Source organism: Roseinatronobacter monicus (genome assembly GCF_006716865.1).
Lineage (GTDB): Bacteria > Pseudomonadota > Alphaproteobacteria > Rhodobacterales > Rhodobacteraceae > Roseinatronobacter > Roseinatronobacter monicus.
The window spans coordinates 3,713,891-3,734,459 of the sequence record NZ_VFPT01000001.1; the positions used below are offsets into that span (position 1 = coordinate 3,713,891).

Sequence of the window (20,569 nt, forward strand, 5' to 3'; positions counted from 1 at the left end):
ACAATCTCGGCCTAAACATTTGTTTGTCATGACATGTGCGGACACGCCTGACTGTTTCACCCCGAAATGGGTGTCTGCTGTGTACCAGTTGGTTTTGGCTGTTCAGCGATCACCCAGCTGATCACTATCCGAAGTATCACCGAGGTGTCTTCCTCTATTTTCGGCCATCATTCGCTGCCACGCGGCGGTATCTTCAGAATATAGTTTGAGGTCATCGTAATTTTCCCAATGAGGCGGTGCAGGAATGTCCTCCGGATGAAATTGATACCGTGTGGTTATCCGGACGGCATCACGAATGACTTCTGGATGCGTATGTGGCATTCCTCGCCAATCGGTCTTAAAAATGAAGCGCGCCACTTCTATTCGAGTGTTCATGCTCATATCGGGATACTTCAAATTCAAAAAACCCATGATGGAAAAAAATTCATCGACGATTTTACCAAAGGCTTCGGGCTTGGTGCTGCTTGCGCGCCCAAGTAGAATTTCATTCAAATCTCCACCTGTCAAAATTGCGAACTTCACGAGCGCATGAGATGGTACGGGCCTGATGCCTTTTTCATAGTCACTGTAAGTTCTCGCCGTTACCTCCATCATCGACGCGGCGTCTTTCATTTTCAATTTATGACGCATACGAAACGCACGGAGGTTTTCGTTTGCCCCTCTCCTTGGCGAATACGTTTGCACCATGAACTCTCGACCTTGCCGCTGCGCCTCTTCTTCCTCCGCCTGCGCAATTTCTTTGGGAGAACCGCTTTGCGGCAGGCGAAATCCAGACATACTTACCTCCTGATCGAAAGAAGCGGAAGATACTTTCCGATTATTTGACTTATTGCAGAGCCTTGTTGCATACAACATGCAGATGGCAATAATTGCAGAAAAGATACGGATGCTGCAAGAAATGTCAGATTTGTTTAAAAGTGGTCAAACGCCGGAAGCATGGAGTGAGGAGCTCAGCGTACATGGTGTTCATGTTTCGCCCCGGCTGATTCGAACGAAGGCTCGTGAAACAGGCCACTTCCATAAGTTGGGGCGCTTGATGCTGCTAACTCCTGCTCAAATGGAGCGCCTGCTCGAAAGCACTTCGGGCGAACGGGAAATAACAAAGCGGAATCTACCATGATCAAAGCGGTACGCATTCCCTTGGATTGGGGCGCAGCCTTGCGCAGGGCAGATGCAGCACGGTATTGTGGGCACTCGCCCGGGCATTTCGACAAGCTGGTGAGAAGTGGCATCTACCCGCCCGGCCGTAATGCTGATGGCGTCGCGGTGTGGCTGCGGTGGGAGTTGGATTCCGCCCTTGCCGATCTGCCCACGATTGGAGGGCAGGTGTGGAATGAGGGAAATAGCTGTGATGAGGCGTTCGGTTGCTAACGAGGATGAGACATCTTAACCCATCCGGCCGTTTTGCGAGCGGGAATGTACGGTATTACTATCGTCCCAAGGGGCAAAAGGGGATTCGTATGCCTGACCGCCCCCCGGACCACCCTGATTTCCTTGCGGCCTACGCAGCGGCTGCCGGTAGCACAAGACCGGTACGCGCAAAGGCAGACTCCGGCAGTCTGGCGTTGGCGGTAGAGGGGTACCTGAAATCGGATGTTTTTCTGGTCGGTCTGAAGGAAGGCACACGATCCGCCAGACGACCGATGTTGGATGAAATTCGCGAGCGATACGGGCATGGCCGGGTGATCGACCTTCGGACCAAGCATATCGAAGCTGACCTGATGCGGTTCACGGGGCATGCTCGGAATAACCACCTGAAAGCATGGCGGGGTTTCGGGAAGTGGCTCGCTGTTACATACAAAATCGCGGATCCGACCACAGGCGCCAGGAAAGCGCCCGTCGCGCAGTCAGATGGTCATCCTCCGTGGTCAGAAACCGAGGTCGAGACTTTCCGAGCATATTGGCCGATCGACACGCCGGAACGTCTGGCATTCGAGGTAATCTTCTGGACTGGGGCGCGTATTTCGGATGCAGTTCGGTTAGGGCACGGCAACGTGGACCGAGACGGATGGATTGTGTTCCGTCAGCAAAAAACCGGCGGTGAAGTAGCAATCCCCTTCAATCGTACGCTACCGGACTTCGCAGAATGCATGAAAGAGGATCTCGGCTACCTCCATGCGGCACTGAACGCTCGGAAAGACAAGCACATGACATGGATGACGACCGCACACGGTAAATCCCGAAGCGTGAAGGCCGCAGGCCAGTGGTTTGCAGCCAAAGCTAGATCTGCGGGTGTCTGTGGCCGCTCGGCGCATGGTCTGCGAAAAAGCCGCGCGCGGGCGCTTGCCGAAGCCGAAGGAACCTCGGCTCAAATTGGTGCCTGGACGGGACATGAAAGCCTGTCAGAGATCGAACGATACATTCGCAACTTCAACAAGCGGAAGGTGCTCAGCAGCACGAAAACGGAACAAAAAGTTCCAACTCAACTGGCCAAAGTTCCAAATCTTCAATAAATCAAAGGAAAAACAAATGCTTAATAAGGTGGTGGCGATCCCGGGAGGAATCGAACCCCCAACCTGCCGATTAGAAGTCGGCTGCTCTATCCAGTTGAGCTACGGGACCGGCATGTTCGTTTAAGTGCGAACCCTGCAGGAATGCAACTGCCAAGCTGCGGTAAGATACAAAAAAGCTCCCGACATCGCGGGAGCTTTCAAAGTCGTCAGACCGCAATATCAGGCGGCTGTTGCTGCTTTGCCAAGCTCGCGCTTGATCTTCAGCGCATTCGCCGACAGTTCGTCGTCCTTGGCGCGTGCAAGATAAGCGTCGAGGCCACCGCGATGGTCTACCGAGCGCAGTGCAGCGGAAGATACCCGCAGCTTGAAGCTCCGACCCAGAGCTTCAGATTGCAGCGACACGTCCTGCAGGTTTGGCAGAAAGCGGCGGCGGGATTTGTTATTGGCGTGGCTTACATTGTTGCCCGTCATCGGGCCTTTTCCGGTCAATTCGCAGCGGCGCGACATGGGTTCATCCTCGTCTTGAAAGGGTTTGCCGACATAAAACATCCCGGCAACCACAAAGCAAAAGGGCACTGCTGCGCAGCGCCTCGAAACTCGTCACGCGCTATTAGGGGGTATCTTGCGCAAGGTCAAGCGATTCCGTCGAACCATCCGGCGTCATTTCGGGCCAGAGTTGCGCGACAAGCGCGGCGGCTGCTTTGGTGGGGGTCGTCTGACCGGCTTCAACATCCTGCAGCAAGCTTGTTGCAAGGGCGCGGGCCGAGGGCGCTTCCAGCCGTGCCAGCAAGGTTTGACGGATTTCTTCATGAAACCAGTGCCGCGCCTGTGCGACGCGGCGTGTTTGCCAATGGCCCGTCTCGCGCCGCCATTCGATCAGGTCACGAATCTCCGACCACGCCTTGTCCAGTCCTGATTGCTCCAGCGCAGAGACGGTCATCGCCTTTGGAAACCCGTCCGGGTCTTGCGGGCGGCGGCGCAGCAGGCGCAAGGCCCCTGCATAATCGGCGCAGGTCCGTGTTGCTGTTGCTTTCAGGTCGCCATCGGCCTTGTTGACGATGATGATGTCGGCCACTTCCATGATCCCGCGTTTGACGCCTTGCAACTCATCCCCGCCAGCGGGTGCCAGCAGCAGCAGAAATACATCCGACAGTTCCGCAACCACGGTTTCCGATTGCCCTACGCCCACTGTCTCGATCAGCACCACATCGAAACCGGCGGCTTCGCATAGGGCCACCGCTTCGCGCGTGCGGCGTGCCACACCGCCAAGATGGGTTTGGCTGGGGCTGGGGCGAATAAAGGCTTTTGGGTGGCGGGTCAGGTATTCCATGCGGGTCTTGTCGCCAAGGATTGAGCCGCCTGTGCGCGCACTGGACGGATCGACCGCCAGCACCGCCACGCGCAAGTCCTGTTCGGCCAGCATCAGGCCAAAGCTTTCGATAAAGGTGGATTTGCCGACACCGGGCGTGCCTGACAGGCCGATGCGGATAGCCTCGCGCCCCGACCCTGCAAGCTGTTCAAGCAGGGCTGCCGCTGCCTCGCGGTGGTCGGGCCGTGTGCTTTCGACCAGCGTGATTGCACGGGCAAGGGCGCGCCGATCGCCCGAAAGCACCCCGTCTGCCAAGGCTGAATGATCCATGCTGCCCCTCATCTTTCGCGTTGTTCTGTTTGGCCTGTCGCGCGGGCAAATGTCCAGCCCTCTGGCGCTGCTCATACGGGCAAGGCGGCGGCTTGTTTCAGTTGTTCCATAACGATCTGGCTGTGCACGCGCGCGACTGCGGGGTGGGGCAGCAAACGGTCATGGATCAGGGTGTTCAGCGCGGACAAATCTGCGCACCAGACGCGCAGCAGATAATCAGCCTCGCCTGTCAGGGTCCATGCGTTGATCACCTGTGGCATGGCGGCCAGCAACCGCTTGAAGCTTTTGGCCCCGTCTGGCGTATGTGTGCCCATCTGGACCTGAACAAAGGCCTGCACCCCAAGGCCGATCTGGGCAGGGTCAAGGCGCGCGCGGTAGCTGGTGATCGTGCCTTGCGCTTCCAGTCGCTGGCGCCTGCGTGCGGCCTGACTGGGCGACAGGTGCACGCGCGCGCCCAACGCCTCGGAGGTCAGCATTGCATTCTCCTGCACGGCTGCAAGGATTTCCCGGTCTTTTTGGTCAAGCATGCGTGTTTCCCGCGACAATCTTCGACATTTTGATAAATCATAGCATGCAGGCGTGTTCTGTGTCGATCTTTGCGCAACCCTCGCATGTGCTGCGCGATATGATCTGCGAAAGAGTCACGTTAACAGGAGATCATCATGGGTCCGTTTCCCCACGCCGCCCCGCGCGCCAGCATCAGCCCCGAGAATCCCGCAGGCACAGACGGGTTTGAGTTTGTCGAATTCGCACACCCCGACCCTGAAACGCTGCGCGCGCAGTTCCGGGCGATGGGCTACACCCGCACGGCCCGCCACCGGCGGCAGGATATCGAGCTGTGGCAGCAGGGCGACATCACCTATGTGCTGAACAATGACAACGACAGCCATGCGATGGGGTTCGCCGCCGAGCATGGTCCTTGTGCGTCCGCGATGGGCTGGCGCGTGGTGGATGCAAAACATGCTTTCGATCACGCGGTTGCCCTTGGGGCCAAGCCGTATTCCGGGCCGGGCAAGGTGCTGGATGTGCCCGCAATCATCGGCATTGGCGGATCACTGATCTATTTCATCGAAGAATATGGCGAGGCGCATCCTTACGCCGAATTTGACTGGCTTTGTGCGCCCAAGCCAAAGGGGGTTGGGTTCTACTATCTCGATCATCTGACGCACAATGTGTTCAAGGGAAACATGGACACATGGTTTGAGTTTTACAGCCGCCTGTTCAATTTCCGCGAAATTCGGTTCTTTGACATTGCGGGCAAGTTCACGGGTCTGTTCAGCCGCGCGCTGACCTCTCCTTGTGGGCGGATCAGGATTCCGATCAATGAAGACCGGGGTGAAACGGGACAGATTGTCGAATACCTCAAGCGTTATAACGGCGAGGGGATTCAGCATATCGCGGTCGGCACCGAAGATATCTATGCGGCAACCGATGCAATCGCCGAGCGTGGGATCAAATTCATGCCCAAACCCCCAATGGCCTATTATGATCTGAGCCATGAGCGCGTGACCGGCCACACAGAACCGGTTGAGCTGATGGCCAAGCACGGCATCCTGATTGATGGTGAAGGGGTCGTAGACGGGGGCGAGACAAAGATCCTGCTGCAAATCTTCTCGAAAACCATGGTGGGACCGATCTTCTTCGAGTTCATCCAGCGCAAAGGCGATGACGGCTTTGGCGAAGGGAACTTCAAGGCGCTGTTCGAATCCATCGAGGCGGATCAGATCGCGCGCGGGGTGTTGAAAACGGGCTGACCGGCGCAGGCAGGCCGCGCGCGCCACGGTCGCGCGGTCAAGGCCGCGCATGTGATAAACAGAATTGACCGATCGGTCGGTTTATGCAAATCTTCCTCTCGATCTGGGAGGAGAGATTGTCATGACATCACCCGCGACGGTGATCGCGCACCTGCAAGGCGGGGTTCTGGAGCTGACCCTGAACCGCCCCGAAAAGCTCAATTCATTCAATGCTGACATGCACGGTGCCCTGCGCGCAGGGCTTGACCGTGCGGCGCAAGACAGCGCAGTGCGCGCGGTCTTGCTCACAGGTTCCGGGCGCGCGTTCAGTGCCGGGCAGGATCTGGGGGATCGTGATCCGCGCAAGGGGGGGCCAAAACCTGATCTTGGTCAGACGATTGGTGAATTCTACGCCCCGCTTATCCGGTCCATTCGTGCCGTGGACAAGCCCGTGATTGCAGCGGTGAACGGGGTGGCAGCGGGGGCGGGTGCCAATATTGCGCTGGCCTGCGACATTGTGCTGGCCGCGCAATCGGCGCGCTTCATTCAGGCCTTTGCCAAGCTGGGGCTGGTGCCCGATGCGGGCGGAAGCTGGGCACTGACGCGGCTTTTGGGCGAAGCACGCGCCAAGGCGCTGGCCCTGACAGCCGAACCGCTATCCGCACAGCAGGCCGCCGATTGGGGGCTGATCTGGAAAGCGCTGCCAGATGACACCCTGATGGAAGAGGCGCGCGCGCTGGCGCAGCGTCTGGCCGAAGGGCCGACCTTTGGCTATGGGCTGACGAAACAGGCCATTCATGCGGCCAGCGTCAACAGCCTTGATGACCAGCTTGATCTTGAACAGGATTTTCAGCGCCGCGCAGGGTTCTCTGCGGATTACGCCGAAGGTGTCACCGCTTTTCTTGAAAAACGACAGCCAAGGTTTCAGGGCAAATGACCAATCCCGATACAATAACCCCGCAAGAACTGGCCGACGCCTGTGCAAAAGCCATGTGGAACGATGACAGCGCCAGTCAGAACTTGGGCATGTCACTGGACCATGTCGCACCGGGGGTGGCGACCCTGTCCATGACCATCACCGACCAGATGACCAACGGGCATGGCATGTGCCACGGCGGCTATATCTTTACGCTGGCTGATTCAGCTTTTGCCTTTGCGTGTAACACCTACAACCAGCGTGTGGTCGCGCAGCATTGCGCTGTTACTTACCTGAGCCCGGTCGAGACGGGCGCGCGGCTGCAAGCCCATGCGCGCGAGGTTTCGCGCAGGGGGCGGTCGGGGATTTATGATGTGCGCGTGACGGATGGGTCTGGCGCGGTCATTGCCGAATTTCGTGGGCATTCGCGTGTCATCAAGGGCACGCATCTGACGGAGGAATAAGCTATGGAAGACCTGTCCCCGAAACCCGGTGATCTGGAACCGATCGAGACGGCCTCGCGCGATGAAATCAGCGCCCTGCAACTGGAGCGGCTGAAATGGTCGCTGCGCCATGCCTATGAGGGGTCCAGTTTTTACCGCAAGCGGTTCGACGATCATGGCGTGCATCCCGATGATCTGCACACATTGGCTGATCTGGCCAAATTCCCCTTCACTGTGAAAACCGACCTGCGCGATACCTACCCGTTTGGCATGTTCGCAGTCCCGCGCGAGGAATTGGTGCGGGTACATGCGTCATCCGGCACAACCGGCAAGCCCACTGTCGTGGGCTACACCCGCCGCGACATTGACACATGGGCCGATCTGGTCGCCCGCTCGATCCGCGCAAGCGGGGGGCGCAAGGGCGACATCGTGCATATCGCCTATGGCTACGGTCTGTTCACGGGCGGCTTGGGCGCGCATTACGGGGCGGAGCGGCTGGGGTGCACGGTCGTGCCTGTGTCGGGCGGCATGACCGAACGGCAGGTCACGCTGATCAATGACTTCAAGCCCCGCATCATCATGGTGACACCATCCTATATGCTGTCGATCCTTGACGGGTTTCAGCGCGCAGGCATTGACCCGCGTGAGTCGTCGCTTGCCGTGGGCATATTCGGGGCAGAGCCTTGGACAAATTCCATGCGCCACGAGATCGAGCAGGCGTTTGATATGCACGCGGTGGATATTTATGGCCTGTCCGAGGTGATGGGGCCGGGGGTGGCCAATGAATGCGTGGAAAGCAAGGATGGGCTGCATCTGTGGGAAGATCATTTCTACCCCGAGATCATCAACCCTGAAACCGGCGAAGTGCTGCCCGATGGCGAAATGGGCGAGTTGGTCTTTACCACGCTGACCAAGGAAGGGCTGCCCATCGTGCGCTACCGCACGCGCGACCTGACACGGCTGTTGCCCGGCACCGCGCGCTCCATGCGCCGGATCGAAAAGATCACCGGGCGGTCTGACGACATGATCATTCTGCGGGGCGTCAATATTTTCCCCACGCAGGTGGAAGAGCAAATTCTGAAATGCGCGGGGCTTGCTCCGCATTTCCAGATTGAACTGACGCGCACAGGGCGGATGGATGACATGACTGTGCATTGCGAGGCGACACTCCGCGCTGCGGAAGGGGGGGCGCGCGCGGCGTCGGGGCAGGAGTTGTCGCACCATATCAAAAGCACATTGGGGGTCACAGCCAAGGTGCTGGTGCATACGCCCGGCAGCGCGCCCCGATCCGAAGGCAAGGCCAAGCGCGTGGTCGATAACCGACCCAAGGAGGGGTGAAATGGCCCGCTCGCGCGCCCATGATTTCGAGGAAAAGCAACGCAGCATTCTGCGCAGCGCGGCGGCTGTGTTTGCCGAAGTGGGCATGGACAAGGCGTCGATGTCACAGATCGCAGCGCGCGCGGATGTGTCCAAAGCGCTGCTGTATCACTACTATCCGGGCCGTGATGCGCTGATCTTCGATATTCTGCGCACCAATCTGACCGAATTGGACGAGGCTATTGCCGCCGCAGATCAGCCCGACGCCCTGCCGCGCGCGCGCCTGCGCGCACTGGTTCACGCGGTGTTGGAGCAATACCGCGATGCGGATGATTATCACAAGGTCCAGTTGAACGGCACGCAAACCCTGCCGCAAGGCCAGCGCGACGAGATCATGGCGATAGAGCGCCGGATCGTGCGACGCTTTGCCGTCGTGATCCGTCAGATCAACCCCGATCTGGAGGCCGAGCGCCCCATATTGATGCCTGTCACCATGTCGATTTTCGGCATGATGAACTGGGTTTATATGTGGTTCAAGGAGGGCGGCCCTGTCAGCCGCGCGGATTACGCGGATCTGGCGACCGATATCTTGTTGGGCGGGATTGAGGGGTTGCGCTAGGCCGCAGGCCGTGAACGCAAAACGCCCGCCGGTAGGGGCGGGCGCAAATTCTTTGCAAGATGCGTGCAGGCCTTAGCGGCGGATGCCCAGCTTGCCGATCAGGTCACGGTAGCGACCCTCATCCTTGCTGCGCAGATAATCCAGCAATTTGCGGCGCGTGGCCACAAGTGTCAGAAGCCCACGGCGAGAGTGGTTGTCTTTTTTGTGGGTCTTGAAATGCTCGGTCAGGTTCGAGATGCGCTTGGTCAGCACGGCGACCTGAACTTCGGGTGAACCTGTATCGCCTTCGGTGCGTGCAAATTCACTGATCAGGCGGTTCTTGTCTTCGACGGTAATCGACATCGGGGTCTCCTTGGTCTGAGGGTTAAGGCGCAAGCCGGGATGTCGTCCAGCAGGGCCGATGGAGGGCAGCCTTTCGGTGCAAGGGGGCAGATAGACCAGAATCGCGCGCTTGGAAAGCCCCTGTTTTGCCCAGCACTTGTTAACCATTCTTACAGTTTGCACCGCTGAATCGTGCAATTTCGCTTCGTTGGGGCATGCAACGAGGGCATAGTCACAGGTGGGGTATTGCAGCGGGAATCGGGCCGCGTGTGCAAAGGTTGGGTGTGATGTGGATGTTCTTTGGCTTGCTTGCCGCCGTTGCGGGGGCTTCGATGGCGGATTTTCTGGTATCGTCAAAATCTGACTCGGATCAGGATGAGGATCGCTTGGGCGGATCAGAGGGCGAATCCTCGGGCACGCACCAAGGCCAGACATCCGGCCTGTCACAGATGATGGCCTTTGAGGATGACGCGTCGACCATCACGCCGCAAGTGGATCGCGCGTTGTATATGGGCTTGTTCGATGATCTGGATGAACGCATCCACAGCAGCGATTTGTATCCGCCGGTACCTGGACAGCCCGACCTGCCTGAACCGCAAGATAATGAACTGTCCCCGACGCCCCAGTATGAGCGCACGCCGGATATGGGGCTGTTCGATCATCTGGATGAGCGCATCCATAGCAGCGACCTGTATCCACCCGCGCAGCCACCGCAGCCCGCCCTTCTGGAAGGGGGGCCGCAGGATGACCGCCTGACAGGGACTGTGGCCGATGACACTTTGCTGGGTGGCGGCGGGAATGACACGCTTATCGGTGCTGGCGGCAACAATCTCTTGCAAGTGGACAGTGGGGCCAATCACCTGATCGGCGGCGAAGGGAATGACGTTCTGCGCGGCGGCAGTGGCAATGACACGCTGGAAGGGGGTGGGGCAATGACCTTCTTTTCGCGGGTGGGGGCGATAATGTTCTGATGGGCGGCGCGGGGGATGACACGCTTGTGGGTGCCGCGCTGGATGACAGCGGGCAGGATCGCAGTGGCGCGAATTTCCTCAATGGCGGTGCGGGCGATGATCTGCTGATTGCAGGGCAGGGGGACACGCTCAGCGGGGGCGAAGGGGCCGATCAGTTCGCGCTGGGCGATTGGCTGGCCGGTGGCGCGCCTGCCCTGATCGTCGATTACAGCCCAGAGGTGGATCAGATCGTGTTACATTACGACCCTGACCGGCTGACCCAGCCAGAGGTGAGCGTGACCTTCGACGCAACCCAGCCGGATACGGCTGATATCCGCGTGAACGGGCAGATTATCGCGCATGTCGCAAACGCATCCGGCTTGACTGCGGATGCGATTGCGGTGGTTGCAGGGTATCCTGAAGCGATTGCCGCAGAATAAGGCACCTGGCTATGCGACGGACACGACTTCAACCGCAAAGGTCAGGTCTTTGCCCGCCAGCGGATGGTTTGCGTCCAGCGTGACGCTTTCGTCGGTCACTTCGGCCACGACAACCGGGATTGCGTTGCCCTCGGGTGTTTGCATTTGCAGCATTGTGCCGGGGTCCAGCGGGATATTCTCGGGGATCTGGTCGCGTGGTACATCCTGACGGGCCTGGGGCTGGTATTCGCCGTAAGCTTCCGCACTTGGGATGGTGACAGTTTTCTGTTCGCCCACGGTCATGCCGTCAATCGCGCGGTCCAGCCCCGGAATGATTGCGCCTGAACCGACCTGAAATTCCAGCGGCTCGCGCCCTTCGGAGCTGTCGAAAACGGAACCATCTTCAAGAGTGCCTGTATAGTGAAATCGAACTGTGGTGCCGGCTGTCGCCTGCGTCATGAGATATCCTTCCAATAAGGGGTGGGGTGAGTTGGCAGAGGCGCGCAAGCTCGCACGGTGCTCTGTGGCAGTACCCTAAGCATGCCAAGTCACGACAAGCTTGTAAACCCGATGCACGGGACATGACCTTGACGGGGGCGTGCCCTGCCTGCATACCCGCGCCCGGAAACCGGAGTGCCCCCATGACAACCCCGAACGCCCCCCCAGAGAAACGCAATTTCTACGGTCGCATCAAGGGCAAGACCCTGAAGCCCGCCCAAAGGCGCTATCTGGACGAGGATCTGCATGCCCTGCGCCCTGTCGGTGTCAGCCCAGAGGAGAACCCCGCGCGCACAGTGCTGGACCCGCACAGCTTTTTCGGCGATGCGCGCCCGCTCTGGCTGGAAGTGGGTTTTGGCGGCGGCGAGCATCTGGTGCACCAATGCGGGCTGAACCCGCAAACTGGCTTTCTTGGATGCGAGCTGTATATCAACGGTGTCGCCATGCTGCTGGGCAAGATTCGCAGCGCGCAGGTTGATAATTTGCGCATTTACCCTTGGGATGTGCGCGATTTGTTCGATGTGTTGCCCGATCAATGTCTGGAGCGGGCCTTTTTGCTGTATCCAGACCCGTGGCCCAAAGCGCGCCATCACCGCCGCCGGTTTGTCACACCTGAATATCTGGACCCGTTGGCGCGCGTCTTGCAGCCCGGTGCGATTTTCCGGGTGGCAACCGATATTCCTGATTACGTCCGCCAGACGATGGAAGAGGTGCCGCCCGCTGGCTTTGACTGCCTGACGCCCACACCTGCGGATTGGCAAACCCCGTGGGATGACTGGCTGTCCACAAGATACGAGCAAAAGGCGCTCCGCGAAGGGCGCACGCCGCATTACCTGACCTTCCGGCGGAATGAACAGCCAGCGCGCTGATCTGTCCCATGCGGGATGACAGACAGGCCTTGCCCGAATCGCACAAGAACAAATATAGAACATTTGATCTGTGTTAAGGGGCAATCATGTCAGAGATTGGCGCGCAAGGTTACGCCGAGCTGTGCGTGACCTCGAATTTTACCTTTCTGACCGGGGCGTCGCACCCTGAGGAGTTGGTCGCAAGAGCGGCTGAACTGGGGCTGGCCGCGATTGCGCTGACAGATCGCAATTCGCTGGCCGGTGTGGTGCGCGCGCATGTGGCGCTGCGCGAATTGGGTCGCGCGCAGGCCGAGGCTTTGTCCATCCGCTCGCACCGGCAGACCGACGCGTCCAGCCGCCAGACCGAGACGGGCGTGGCCCTGTCCGTGCCGGACGGCCCTTTGCCGCGCCTGATCGTGGGCGCGCGGTTGGTGTTGCGTGACAGTGCAGTTGAATGGCTGGCGCTGCCGCTGTGCCGTGCAGGCTATGCCCGCCTGTCGCGGCTACTCAGCCTTGGCAAACGGCGCGCCCCCAAGGGCGCATGTCATCTGGACCACGCGGATTTTCTGGAAACCGCCCATGACATGGCCCTGATCGCGCTGCCCCCGGAGGGGCGGGACGCAGAAGCGGATGCCCAGATACGCCAGATCGCCCAGCGCTACCCCGGCAATTGTTATCTGGGGGCCGTGCCGCGCTATGACGGGTGCGATGCTGAACGCCTTGCGGCCTATGCGCATCGGGCGGCGGCGCTTGCGGTGCCGATGGTCGCATTGGGCGATGTGCTGATGCATGCCTCACGGCGGCGCAAGCTGGCCGATGTGCTGACCTGTATGCGGACGGGGTGCGATATTGACAGTCTTGGCGCGCGCGCCCTGCCCAATGCCGAAGCGCGCCTGAAATCCGGCCCCGAAATGGCCCGCATCTTTGCGCGCTATCCCGCAGCGCTGCGCCGCACGCTGGAAATCGCGGATCGTTGTGCCTTCAGTCTGGATGAGTTGTCTTATGAATACCCTGACGAAGTGACCAATGGCGAAGCCGCGCAGGCGCGGTTGGAACGGCTGGTGCAAGAGGGGCTGTGGCGGCGTTTTCCCGATGGCACGCCCCCCGACACCGCAGGCAAGGTCACCAAAGAGCTGCGCATCATCAAGGCCTTGGGCTTTGCCGCCTATTTCCTGACTGTGCATGACATTGTGGCCTTTGCGCGCGGGCGCGGCATTTTATGTCAAGGGCGCGGGTCGGCGGCCAATTCGGTGATCTGCTATGTGCTGGGCATTACCGAAGTGCCCCCTGACACGATTTCGATGGTGTTCGAGCGGTTCATGTCCGAAGCGCGCGGAGAGCCGCCTGATATTGATGTCGATTTCGAGCATGAACGCCGTGAGGAGGTGATTCAGCATATCTATAAGCGCTATGGCCGCGACTGCGCGGGGCTGACCGCAACGGTTATCCATTTCCGGTCGCGCGCCGCTGTGCGCGAGGTGGGCAAGGTGATGGGGCTGTCGGCAGATGTGGTGTCGGCGCTGGCGTCATCGTCGATGGGCTGGCGTTCTGGCCCGCCTGCGCCGGAGCGGCTGCGCGAATTGGGGCTGGATGCGTCAGAGCCGCGTCTGGCGCAAACCATGGCGCTGATCGCGGATATTATCGGATTTCCACGTCACCTGAGCCAGCATGTCGGCGGGTTTGTCATCACCAAGGGGCGGCTGGATGAGCTGTGCCCGATTGAGAACGCCGCGATGGAGGGGCGCACGGTTATTGAATGGGACAAGGATGACATCAATGCGCTGGGCATTCTGAAGGTTGATGTGCTGTCGCTTGGGATGCTGACCTGCATCCGCAAATGCTTCGATCTGGTCGCCCAGACTGGCGGGTCGCGCTACACGCTTGAAAACCTGCCGCGCGAAGACAGCACCACCTATGACATGCTGTGCCGCGCCGATGCGATTGGCGTGTTTCAGGTGGAATCCCGCGCGCAGATGAATTTCCTGCCGCGCATGCGCCCGCGCTGCATGTATGATCTGGTGATCGAGGTGGCGATTGTGCGCCCCGGCCCCATTCAGGGCGGCATGGTGCACCCCTATATCCGCCGCCGTCAGGGGAAAGAGGCGGTGCATCTGCCCAGCCCGGAGTTGCGCGGCGTGTTGGAGCGCACCCTTGGCGTGCCGCTGTTTCAGGAACAGGCCATGCAGATTGCCGTTGTCGCCGCAGGCTTCACGCCTGAAGAAGCGGACAGGCTGCGCCGCAGCCTTGCCACCTTCAAGCGCATGGGCACGATTGGCAGTTTTCGGGACCGGTTTCTGAAGGGCATGTTGGAGCGCGGCTATGCGCCCGATTTCGCCGAAGCCTGCTTTGCGCAGATCGAGGGGTTTGGCGAATATGGCTTCCCCGAATCTCACGCGGCCAGTTTTGCGCTGCTGGTCTATGCCTCGGCGTGGTTGAAGCGGCACCATCCGGCGGCCTTTGCCTGTGCGCTTCTCAATAGCCAGCCAATGGGGTTTTATGCGCCCGCCCAGATCGTGCGCGATGCGCGCGAGCATGGGGTCGAGGTGCGGCCCGTCTCGGCCAATCAGTCGCATTGGGACTGCACGCTGGAACGCCGCGCGGATGGCCGACTTGCCTTGCGGCTGGGCTTTCGGCAGGTGCGCGGAATGGGGCAGGACGATGCAGACTGGATCGTGGCCGCGCGCGGCAATGGCTACCCGGATGCCGAAAGCCTGTGGCGGCGGGCAGGGGTGGTCCCCGGCACCCTGACGCGGCTGGCCGAAGCTGACGCGCTGGCCTGTATGGGGTTGGCGCGACGCGAAGCGCTTTGGGCCGTGCGCGCGTTGCGTGCGCCCAAACCCCTGCCCTTGTTTGACGCAGGCATGGACGGCGAAGGGATCGTCGAGGGCCCCGTCACCCTGCCCGCGCTGTCATTGGGCGAAGCTGTGGTCGAAGACTATCTGTCGCTGCGCCTGAGCTTGCGCGCCCACCCGATGGAGTTGGTGCGCCCAAGCCTGCCAGGATTGACCCCGCATCACGAACTGATGCAGGCGCGCGGGCGGGTTTCGGTCTGTGGGCTGGTCATCACACGCCAGCGTCCCGGCACAGCCTCGGGGGTGATTTTCATTACATTGGAGGATGAAACCGGCGTCAGCAATGTGGTGGTCTGGCCGAAAATCTATGAGCAATTTCGCCGCGCGGTCCTTGGGGGGCGGTTGCTGCGGGTGACAGGCCGCGTGCAGCGAGAGGGGGTTGTGATCCATGTGATTGCAGAAAAGGTCGAGGATTGCTCGGCCCTGCTGGGCGACATGGGGCGCGGGGTAATCGACCCGACATCCGGGCGCGGCGATGAGGCGCGCCGACCGGTACCGACCCGCCAGCCCCAATCCGTGCGCCACCCGCGCGAACAGGCAAAACAGCTTTTCCCCAGCCGCGATTTTCACTGAGAGGTCAGTCACAGATTCAGCGTCAATGCCCCGCCGCGATAAGCGCCCGAGACCAGATAGCCCGGCTTGCTCACATCCGGGAATTGCGCCGCCCAGTCGCGGAAGCGGTCATTGGTGACAACGCGCGCGTCATGATCCTGTGCAAATTGCAAGATGAACCTATCAGCGGGCACGCCCTTGCTGACCACCAACACATAGTCGGGCGAAAGCCCAAGCTGCTGCGCCATTTCCCTGTGGTTGCGGTAGCGCCCTTCCAGTTTGTAGCCTGCATTCGCGTCAAATACGACACCGGGCTGGTAACCTTGTTGACTGAGATGCGTCAGCACCTCGCGCACAGGCTCAAGGCTGGGTTGGCCGTTATTCCAGTGCATGACATTGGACCCATCCAGCAAGATCGAAGGGGCCGTGGCCCGCGCGCGCCTGCGCCACAGCGCCTGCACGGTCAGGAACAGTGCAGCGGCACCTGTTATCAGGCCAAGAAAAAGCGCATCCGTATAACCGGGAACCCCAACTTCGACAGTTATTTGGGAAATTTGTGGTCCTGACCATGGGGCGTCCCAATAAAATCAGAGGGTTGAGTTGCGGCAAGGGTGATTATTCTGGTTTCGCTGTTGTGGCAATTTGCTTTCATAACCGCTATTGATAGTTGGCTATATGCACAATATTGTTGCGGCATGTATGCAAAGATCACCAAATCAGGCGGTCGCCAGTATGTTCAGTTGGTCGAAGGCTATCGTACCGAGACCGGCAAGGTTCGGCATCGCGTTGTCGCAAACCTCGGCCGGCTTGAAGAGCTCAGCCCACAAAAGCTGGACCCACTGATCAATGGCTTGAACCGCGTGCTCGGGCGCACCGAGAACACTGCGTTTGCGGTGGAGGTCGAAAGCGCCAAAGCTTACGGGAACGTCTTTGCCCTTCATGAACTCTGGAAAGACCTTGGATTTGATCGCGCCCTCAGCCGTGCGCTGCGCTCGGGGCGGCGTGAGATCAAGGCAGAGGCACTCGTGCGCGCCATGGTGTTCAACCGGTTGTGCAATCCGGCAAGCAAACTGGGCTGCCTGCGATGGCTGGATACGGTGGCCATGCCAGATATGCCCGCCAAGGTCACGCATCAGCATCTTTTGCGCGCGATGGATGCGCTGATGGATCATGCCGAAACAGTTGAGCAGGAACTGGCACGTCAGATCCGTCCCTTGGTTGATCAGCAGTTGGAAATTGTCTTCTATGACCTGACCACGGTGCGCATTCATGGCGAAGCCCGGCTTGAAGATGATGTTCGCGCCTTTGGTATGAACAAGGAAACGGGCGGGATTGCGCGCCAGTTCGTGCTGGGCGTGGTGCAGACCGCCGACGGGCTGCCACTCATGCACACCGTGCATCCGGGGAATGTCGCCGAGACCAAGACCCTGCAGGGCATGCTGCAAACGGTCCTGCAGCGATTTCCTATCCAGCGCATCATTCTGGTGGCTGATCGTGGCCTGCTCAGCTTGGACAACATCCATCATCTGACCGACATGGCCGACAAGGACGGACGCAAGCTGGAATTCATCCTGGCCGTGCCTGCGCGCCGCTACAGTGAACTGATGGAAACCTTTCGAAGCTTCGACTTCAGCGAGGGCGATGGATTACGAGAAGCCAGCTTTGAAGGGCACCGCCTGATTGTTGCGCATGATGCTGCACGCGCGCGAGAACAGGGCGAGACGCGCCGCGCGCGGATTGATGAGTTGGAGGCCATGGGCAACGCCATGGTTGCCAAGCTTGACCGGCAAGATGAAGGCAAGAGCGCAAAGGGGCGGCGCGCATCAGACCGGGGGGCCTATAGCCGGTTTGTTCGTGCCATTGCCGATGCCGAGCTCACCAGATTCATCAAAGCAGATTTCACCGCAGACCGGTTCAGTTGGGAAGTCGATGAAGACGCCATCGCCCGCGCGGCCCTGTTTGATGGCAAGCTCGTCCTGCTGACCAATGTCCCGGACATCTCACCAGCCGACGCGATTGCGCGCTACAAGGCGTTGGCCGATATCGATATCGACCAGACATTTCGACTCTCAAGTGATAAGTTTAAGTTGTTCTGCGCTTTGCCGGGGCGGCAGGCGCCTCAGGTGGGGCGGGCTCGCGCGGATCGCTTTAAGATCCTCGATCATTGTCGCGTCAGCAGTCACCAGCTTCACCGGTTTGCGGTCATGTTTAACCAGGCGGCTGCTTAGGCGGCCGTTGGCGACCCAATAATACAGGGTCGCTTGAGGCATGCCGATGGCTTCGGCTAATTCTCGGATTGTCCACTCGTCGGGTTCGCGCACAATCATCGCTGAGGCGCTGGGTTTTTTGCGCTGTGGTTTGGCGATGCCCGCCGCAACCAGGCGGTGGCGGACCATTTCGGGGGTATAGGTGTTACGACGCTTGGGGGGGACAAAGCCTTCTTCGTTGAGAATATTGGCAATGCAGCGGCTACTGTGGCCAGCTTCGTAGAGTTCCTTCATGCGCGCAATCAGTGCCGGATAGCTGCTGAGCGCGGTGATCCGCGCGACAGGACGGATCACCTTGTGCATCGTTTGATTGCCGCCATGCCAATGACACGTGACCTCCACATGCTCGGTGTCATCAACCATCTTGATGATAACCCTTTCGAGCAGCAGCCGTACAATTTCCTGTCGTTCTCTTTGTGTGGTTGTTGCCGCCTGCCAAAGCGCGGGGAGATCTTGGGTAAGGGTACGGATCGCCTCCAGTTCAGTGCGGCTCGGTGCTTGCAGACGTTCGCGCTGGAAGCGGTCATAATCAACCATGAGGCGCGCTTGGCTCGCCAGCGCCTCTTCCCAACTCTTCTCGAGACTACGCGCAACCAGTCGGTTCTCTGGCTCGACGCTGGCATAACTCCGCCGGGCGCGATCAACCTCGAATTGGGCGCGCTCAAGACGCTGCTGCCATTGACGATCGAGAGATTTGCGTTCCGCTTCAAGGTCGCTGGCGACCGCAAGACTGATCTCGAGCGCGGCTGGTTCCAGCGATCGCAGGATAGCGCGCGACACAGCCTCATCAACCGGGGCCGCTTTAAGCGACTGACAGATTGGTTCTGCGTAGGCCATGTGCATGCCATTGCAGATGTAGCGCGCGACTTGACCATTGTTGTTATAGGTTGGCTGCATCCTCAAGCCGCACGCGCCACAAATCACCATGCCCGATAGCAAAGCGCTTCCAGCCCGGACCGGCCCCTGCGCGCTCGGCAGGTTGGCCCTAATCTGCGCTTGGATGCTCTCGAATTGCTCCAAGCTGATATAGGCCGGCAACCGGTCTGGCAGAAACACCTCGACATTGTCCGGCGCCTTCACGCAGCGCCCGGTTCCAGGACGCCCCGGCTTCTGGCGCCGCCTGTCGACGGGCCGCGCACCCCAGGCATACACACCGGCATAAATAGGATTGTTGAACAGGTTATGCAGCGTGGCTCGGCTTGGGCGGCGCCACTCAAGATCACCCTTGGTCGGGCCATCTTTCCTGCGTATCGGCATCTGTATATTGTGCTCGTTCAGATACCGCAGCACACCTCCAACCGACCGCAGCCGCTCAAACAAATCAAAGATAAGACGGATGACGCCCTGGGCCTGTTCATCAGGTTCGAAGATGACCTCCCCCGACGGGCGCGCTACATAACCCGCTGGCAAACTCTTTGCGAGTTCGCCGCGCCGGGCCTTCGCACGTCGCCCCTCCAGCATTCTTGCCTTGATAATATGCAGTTCGGCCTCGCTCATTGTCCCCTTTAAGCCTAACAGGAGCCTATCGTTGAAATTCGATGGGTCGTAAACGCCATCGGCATCCGCAATCAATGTATCGAATAGGGAGCAAATCTCCAACAACTGGTGCCAGTCCCGGCACGAGCGCGCAAGCCGTGACATCTCGACCCCAAGGACCAATCCGACACGACCCAGTCCGACTTCTGCTACCAGCCGCTGAAAGCCAAGCCGTCCCTCGATCGAGGCGCCCGAGCGTCCCAGATCATCGTCGACCACGACGATCGCTTCCCGCGGCCAGCCAAGTGCGAAAGCCCGGTCAACCAGAGCGTATTGCAGCCGTGTCGATTCCTGATTGCGCTCAACCTGCTGCAGCGTTGATTGGCGAATATAAACGATCGCTTGGCGATCGCGATGCTGTCCGCAGACTTTCTCGGGTAAACTCTGGGCGCGCGGGACCATGATCGATTCTGACGTCATCATCGCTCTCCTTGGTCTCGATCGCGCTGCGGATCTGGCGCAGCGCCATCCGCCCCAACAGTGCGATGGCCTCCTGCCGTCGATCCAACGGCAGCATCTGAAATTCTGGAACTGACGGTACTTCGCTCATCGCGTGATCCCATCCAGCGTGCGAGCGCGCGAAGCGCTTCAAATCCGATTCTGGGGGGATCATCATGCTCTGTCAAGTTATAAGAGGCAGGCTCTATGGTATATCGAGCGGGGCTTTCGCGTCCTGAAATCTGACATCGAGATCGCGCCAGTTCATCACAGATTGCCCGACCGTATCCGCGCCCATGCGCTGATCTGCTTTTTGGCGCTGGTGCTCTACCGTGTCATGCGCATGCGGCTCAAAGCCAAAGGACACTCCACCAGCCCACGCATGGCGCTCGACCTGCTTGCCACGCTTCAGCAACATATCACACGCATTGGACCAACCACTCAGAAAGGGATCACCCGCACGCAGCCTGAACAACTCGACCTCTTTGATGCACTCGGCTTGAACAAGCCGTCCTGAGCGCCCGGTTGTGGCAAAAACCACAATCTCGACTCAATAAAATCAATCACTTATCGTCTTAACTGTCGAAGTTGGGGGGAACGACCACGCCAACTGCGCAGATCATTGCGGAAAGCGCCAATAATATCAGTGGAATGCGCATCTATCCCTCGATCGTTCATTCGCAAAGTATCACCCTGACCCCATCGGGTGTGGTGCCATTTTGGTAATAGGTATTTCCGGCAAGACTATGGCGTTTTGCGTGATTGGCC

Annotated in this window: 21 protein-coding genes, 1 tRNA gene and 2 pseudogenes; 14 read left to right on the forward strand and 10 right to left on the reverse strand. The window is 59.6% G+C overall.

What is annotated here, in order from left to right:
- Nucleotides 1-102 precede the first annotated feature (102 nt).
- Nucleotides 103-777 (reverse strand): helix-turn-helix domain-containing protein, encoded by a 675-nt coding sequence (locus BD293_RS17680; protein WP_170207180.1) that lies wholly within the window; start codon nt 775-777, stop codon nt 103-105.
- A gap of 76 nt (nt 778-853) precedes the next feature.
- Here BD293_RS17680 and BD293_RS17685 point away from each other — a divergent pair, with 76 nt between their 5' ends.
- The 3 genes from BD293_RS17685 to BD293_RS17695 all read left to right on the forward strand — a co-directional run bounded on the left by BD293_RS17685 (nt 854) and on the right by BD293_RS17695 (nt 2,453).
- Nucleotides 854-1,120, forward strand: a complete 267-nt coding sequence (locus BD293_RS17685; RefSeq protein WP_142084057.1) for a hypothetical protein — start codon at nt 854-856, stop codon at nt 1,118-1,120.
- Entirely contained in the window at nt 1,117-1,371 is a 255-nt protein-coding gene (locus tag BD293_RS17690) for a hypothetical protein (RefSeq protein ID WP_142084059.1), read from the forward strand. Before BD293_RS17685 ends, BD293_RS17690 begins: the two co-directional genes overlap by 4 nt.
- An 89-nt stretch (nt 1,372-1,460) precedes the next feature.
- A complete protein-coding gene (locus BD293_RS17695) occupies nt 1,461-2,453 on the forward strand; it encodes a tyrosine-type recombinase/integrase (protein WP_170207181.1) in 993 nt (330 codons plus the stop codon).
- 32 nt (nt 2,454-2,485) lie between these two features.
- On the opposite strand, the gene BD293_RS17700 is transcribed toward BD293_RS17695, so the two are convergent.
- The 4 genes from BD293_RS17700 to BD293_RS17715 all read right to left on the reverse strand — a co-directional run bounded on the left by BD293_RS17700 (nt 2,486) and on the right by BD293_RS17715 (nt 4,619).
- Nucleotides 2,486-2,562 (reverse strand) — tRNA-Arg (locus tag BD293_RS17700).
- 110 nt (nt 2,563-2,672) lie between these two features.
- A complete protein-coding gene (rpmB, locus tag BD293_RS17705) occupies nt 2,673-2,960 on the reverse strand; it encodes a 50S ribosomal protein L28 (RefSeq protein WP_142084726.1) in 288 nt (95 codons plus the stop codon).
- A 103-nt stretch (nt 2,961-3,063) separates the two neighbouring features.
- A complete protein-coding gene (gene meaB / locus BD293_RS17710; protein ID WP_142084063.1) occupies nt 3,064-4,092 on the reverse strand; it encodes a methylmalonyl Co-A mutase-associated GTPase MeaB in 1,029 nt (342 codons plus the stop codon).
- Between the two features lie 71 nt (nt 4,093-4,163).
- Entirely contained in the window at nt 4,164-4,619 is a 456-nt protein-coding gene (locus tag BD293_RS17715; protein ID WP_142084065.1) for an Lrp/AsnC family transcriptional regulator, read from the reverse strand.
- 135 nt (nt 4,620-4,754) lie between these two features.
- Between BD293_RS17715 and hppD the strand changes: the two genes are divergently transcribed.
- From hppD to BD293_RS17740, 5 genes are all read left to right on the forward strand, one after another.
- Nucleotides 4,755-5,846 carry a 4-hydroxyphenylpyruvate dioxygenase gene (gene hppD, locus BD293_RS17720; protein WP_142084067.1) on the forward strand — a complete coding sequence of 364 codons (1,092 nt, stop codon included), beginning with the start codon at nt 4,755-4,757 and terminating at the stop codon, nt 5,844-5,846.
- Nucleotides 5,847-5,967: 121 nt separating this feature from the next.
- The gene (paaG, locus tag BD293_RS17725; protein ID WP_142084069.1) at nt 5,968-6,762 is read left to right on the forward strand and encodes a 2-(1,2-epoxy-1,2-dihydrophenyl)acetyl-CoA isomerase PaaG; all 795 of its coding nucleotides are present in this window, start codon (nt 5,968-5,970) and stop codon (nt 6,760-6,762) included.
- On the forward strand, nt 6,759-7,205 hold the full coding sequence (paaI, locus tag BD293_RS17730) for a hydroxyphenylacetyl-CoA thioesterase PaaI (RefSeq protein WP_142084071.1): 447 nt from the start codon (nt 6,759-6,761) through the stop codon (nt 7,203-7,205). Before paaG ends, paaI begins: the two co-directional genes overlap by 4 nt.
- Nucleotides 7,206-7,208: 3 nt before the next feature.
- Nucleotides 7,209-8,522, forward strand: a complete 1,314-nt coding sequence (gene paaK / locus BD293_RS17735) for a phenylacetate--CoA ligase PaaK (RefSeq protein ID WP_142084073.1) — start codon at nt 7,209-7,211, stop codon at nt 8,520-8,522.
- A 1-nt stretch (nt 8,523) separates the two neighbouring features.
- Nucleotides 8,524-9,120, forward strand: a complete 597-nt coding sequence (locus tag BD293_RS17740; RefSeq protein WP_142084075.1) for a TetR/AcrR family transcriptional regulator — start codon at nt 8,524-8,526, stop codon at nt 9,118-9,120.
- A 72-nt stretch (nt 9,121-9,192) separates the two neighbouring features.
- Here BD293_RS17740 and rpsO read toward each other — a convergent pair whose 3' ends face one another.
- On the reverse strand, nt 9,193-9,462 hold the full coding sequence (rpsO, locus tag BD293_RS17745; protein WP_142084078.1) for a 30S ribosomal protein S15: 270 nt from the start codon (nt 9,460-9,462) through the stop codon (nt 9,193-9,195).
- Between the two features lie 266 nt (nt 9,463-9,728).
- On the opposite strand from rpsO, the gene BD293_RS17750 reads away from it, so the two are divergent.
- Both BD293_RS17750 and BD293_RS17755 read left to right on the forward strand, forming a co-directional pair.
- Entirely contained in the window at nt 9,729-10,412 is a 684-nt protein-coding gene (locus tag BD293_RS17750; RefSeq protein ID WP_170207182.1) for a calcium-binding protein, read from the forward strand.
- Entirely contained in the window at nt 10,409-10,831 is a 423-nt protein-coding gene (locus BD293_RS17755; protein WP_246086382.1) for a calcium-binding protein, read from the forward strand. Before BD293_RS17750 ends, BD293_RS17755 begins: the two co-directional genes overlap by 4 nt.
- 9 nt (nt 10,832-10,840) lie before the next feature.
- Here BD293_RS17755 and BD293_RS17760 read toward each other — a convergent pair whose 3' ends face one another.
- Entirely contained in the window at nt 10,841-11,269 is a 429-nt protein-coding gene (locus tag BD293_RS17760) for an FKBP-type peptidyl-prolyl cis-trans isomerase (RefSeq protein ID WP_142084086.1), read from the reverse strand.
- Nucleotides 11,270-11,451: 182 nt separating this feature from the next.
- Between BD293_RS17760 and trmB the strand changes: the two genes are divergently transcribed.
- A complete protein-coding gene (trmB, locus tag BD293_RS17765; protein WP_142084088.1) occupies nt 11,452-12,177 on the forward strand; it encodes a tRNA (guanine(46)-N(7))-methyltransferase TrmB in 726 nt (241 codons plus the stop codon).
- Nucleotides 12,178-12,263: 86 nt separating this feature from the next.
- Nucleotides 12,264-15,581 carry an error-prone DNA polymerase gene (locus BD293_RS17770; protein WP_142084090.1) on the forward strand — a complete coding sequence of 1,106 codons (3,318 nt, stop codon included), beginning with the start codon at nt 12,264-12,266 and terminating at the stop codon, nt 15,579-15,581.
- Between the two features lie 8 nt (nt 15,582-15,589).
- Here the strand turns inward: BD293_RS17770 and BD293_RS17775 are convergent, their stop codons facing one another.
- Entirely contained in the window at nt 15,590-16,021 is a 432-nt protein-coding gene (locus BD293_RS17775) for an NYN domain-containing protein (protein WP_142084092.1), read from the reverse strand.
- A gap of 234 nt (nt 16,022-16,255) precedes the next feature.
- Here BD293_RS17775 and BD293_RS17780 point away from each other — a divergent pair.
- Nucleotides 16,256-17,671, forward strand: a pseudogene (locus BD293_RS17780) (IS1634 family transposase); the annotation flags it as partial.
- Here the strand turns inward: BD293_RS17780 and BD293_RS17785 are convergent.
- Nucleotides 17,630-19,783, reverse strand: a complete 2,154-nt coding sequence (locus BD293_RS17785; RefSeq protein ID WP_142084381.1) for a recombinase family protein — start codon at nt 19,781-19,783, stop codon at nt 17,630-17,632. The pseudogene BD293_RS17780 and the gene BD293_RS17785 overlap by 42 nt on opposite strands.
- The gene (locus BD293_RS23160; protein ID WP_170207012.1) at nt 19,665-19,913 is read right to left on the reverse strand and encodes a hypothetical protein; all 249 of its coding nucleotides are present in this window, start codon (nt 19,911-19,913) and stop codon (nt 19,665-19,667) included. Before BD293_RS23160 ends, BD293_RS17785 begins: the two co-directional genes overlap by 119 nt.
- A gap of 102 nt (nt 19,914-20,015) precedes the next feature.
- On the opposite strand from BD293_RS23160, the pseudogene BD293_RS17790 reads away from it, so the two are divergent.
- Nucleotides 20,016-20,318 (forward strand): annotated as a pseudogene (locus BD293_RS17790) (IS1634 family transposase); the annotation flags it as partial.
- Between the last annotated feature and the right edge of the window lie 251 nt (nt 20,319-20,569).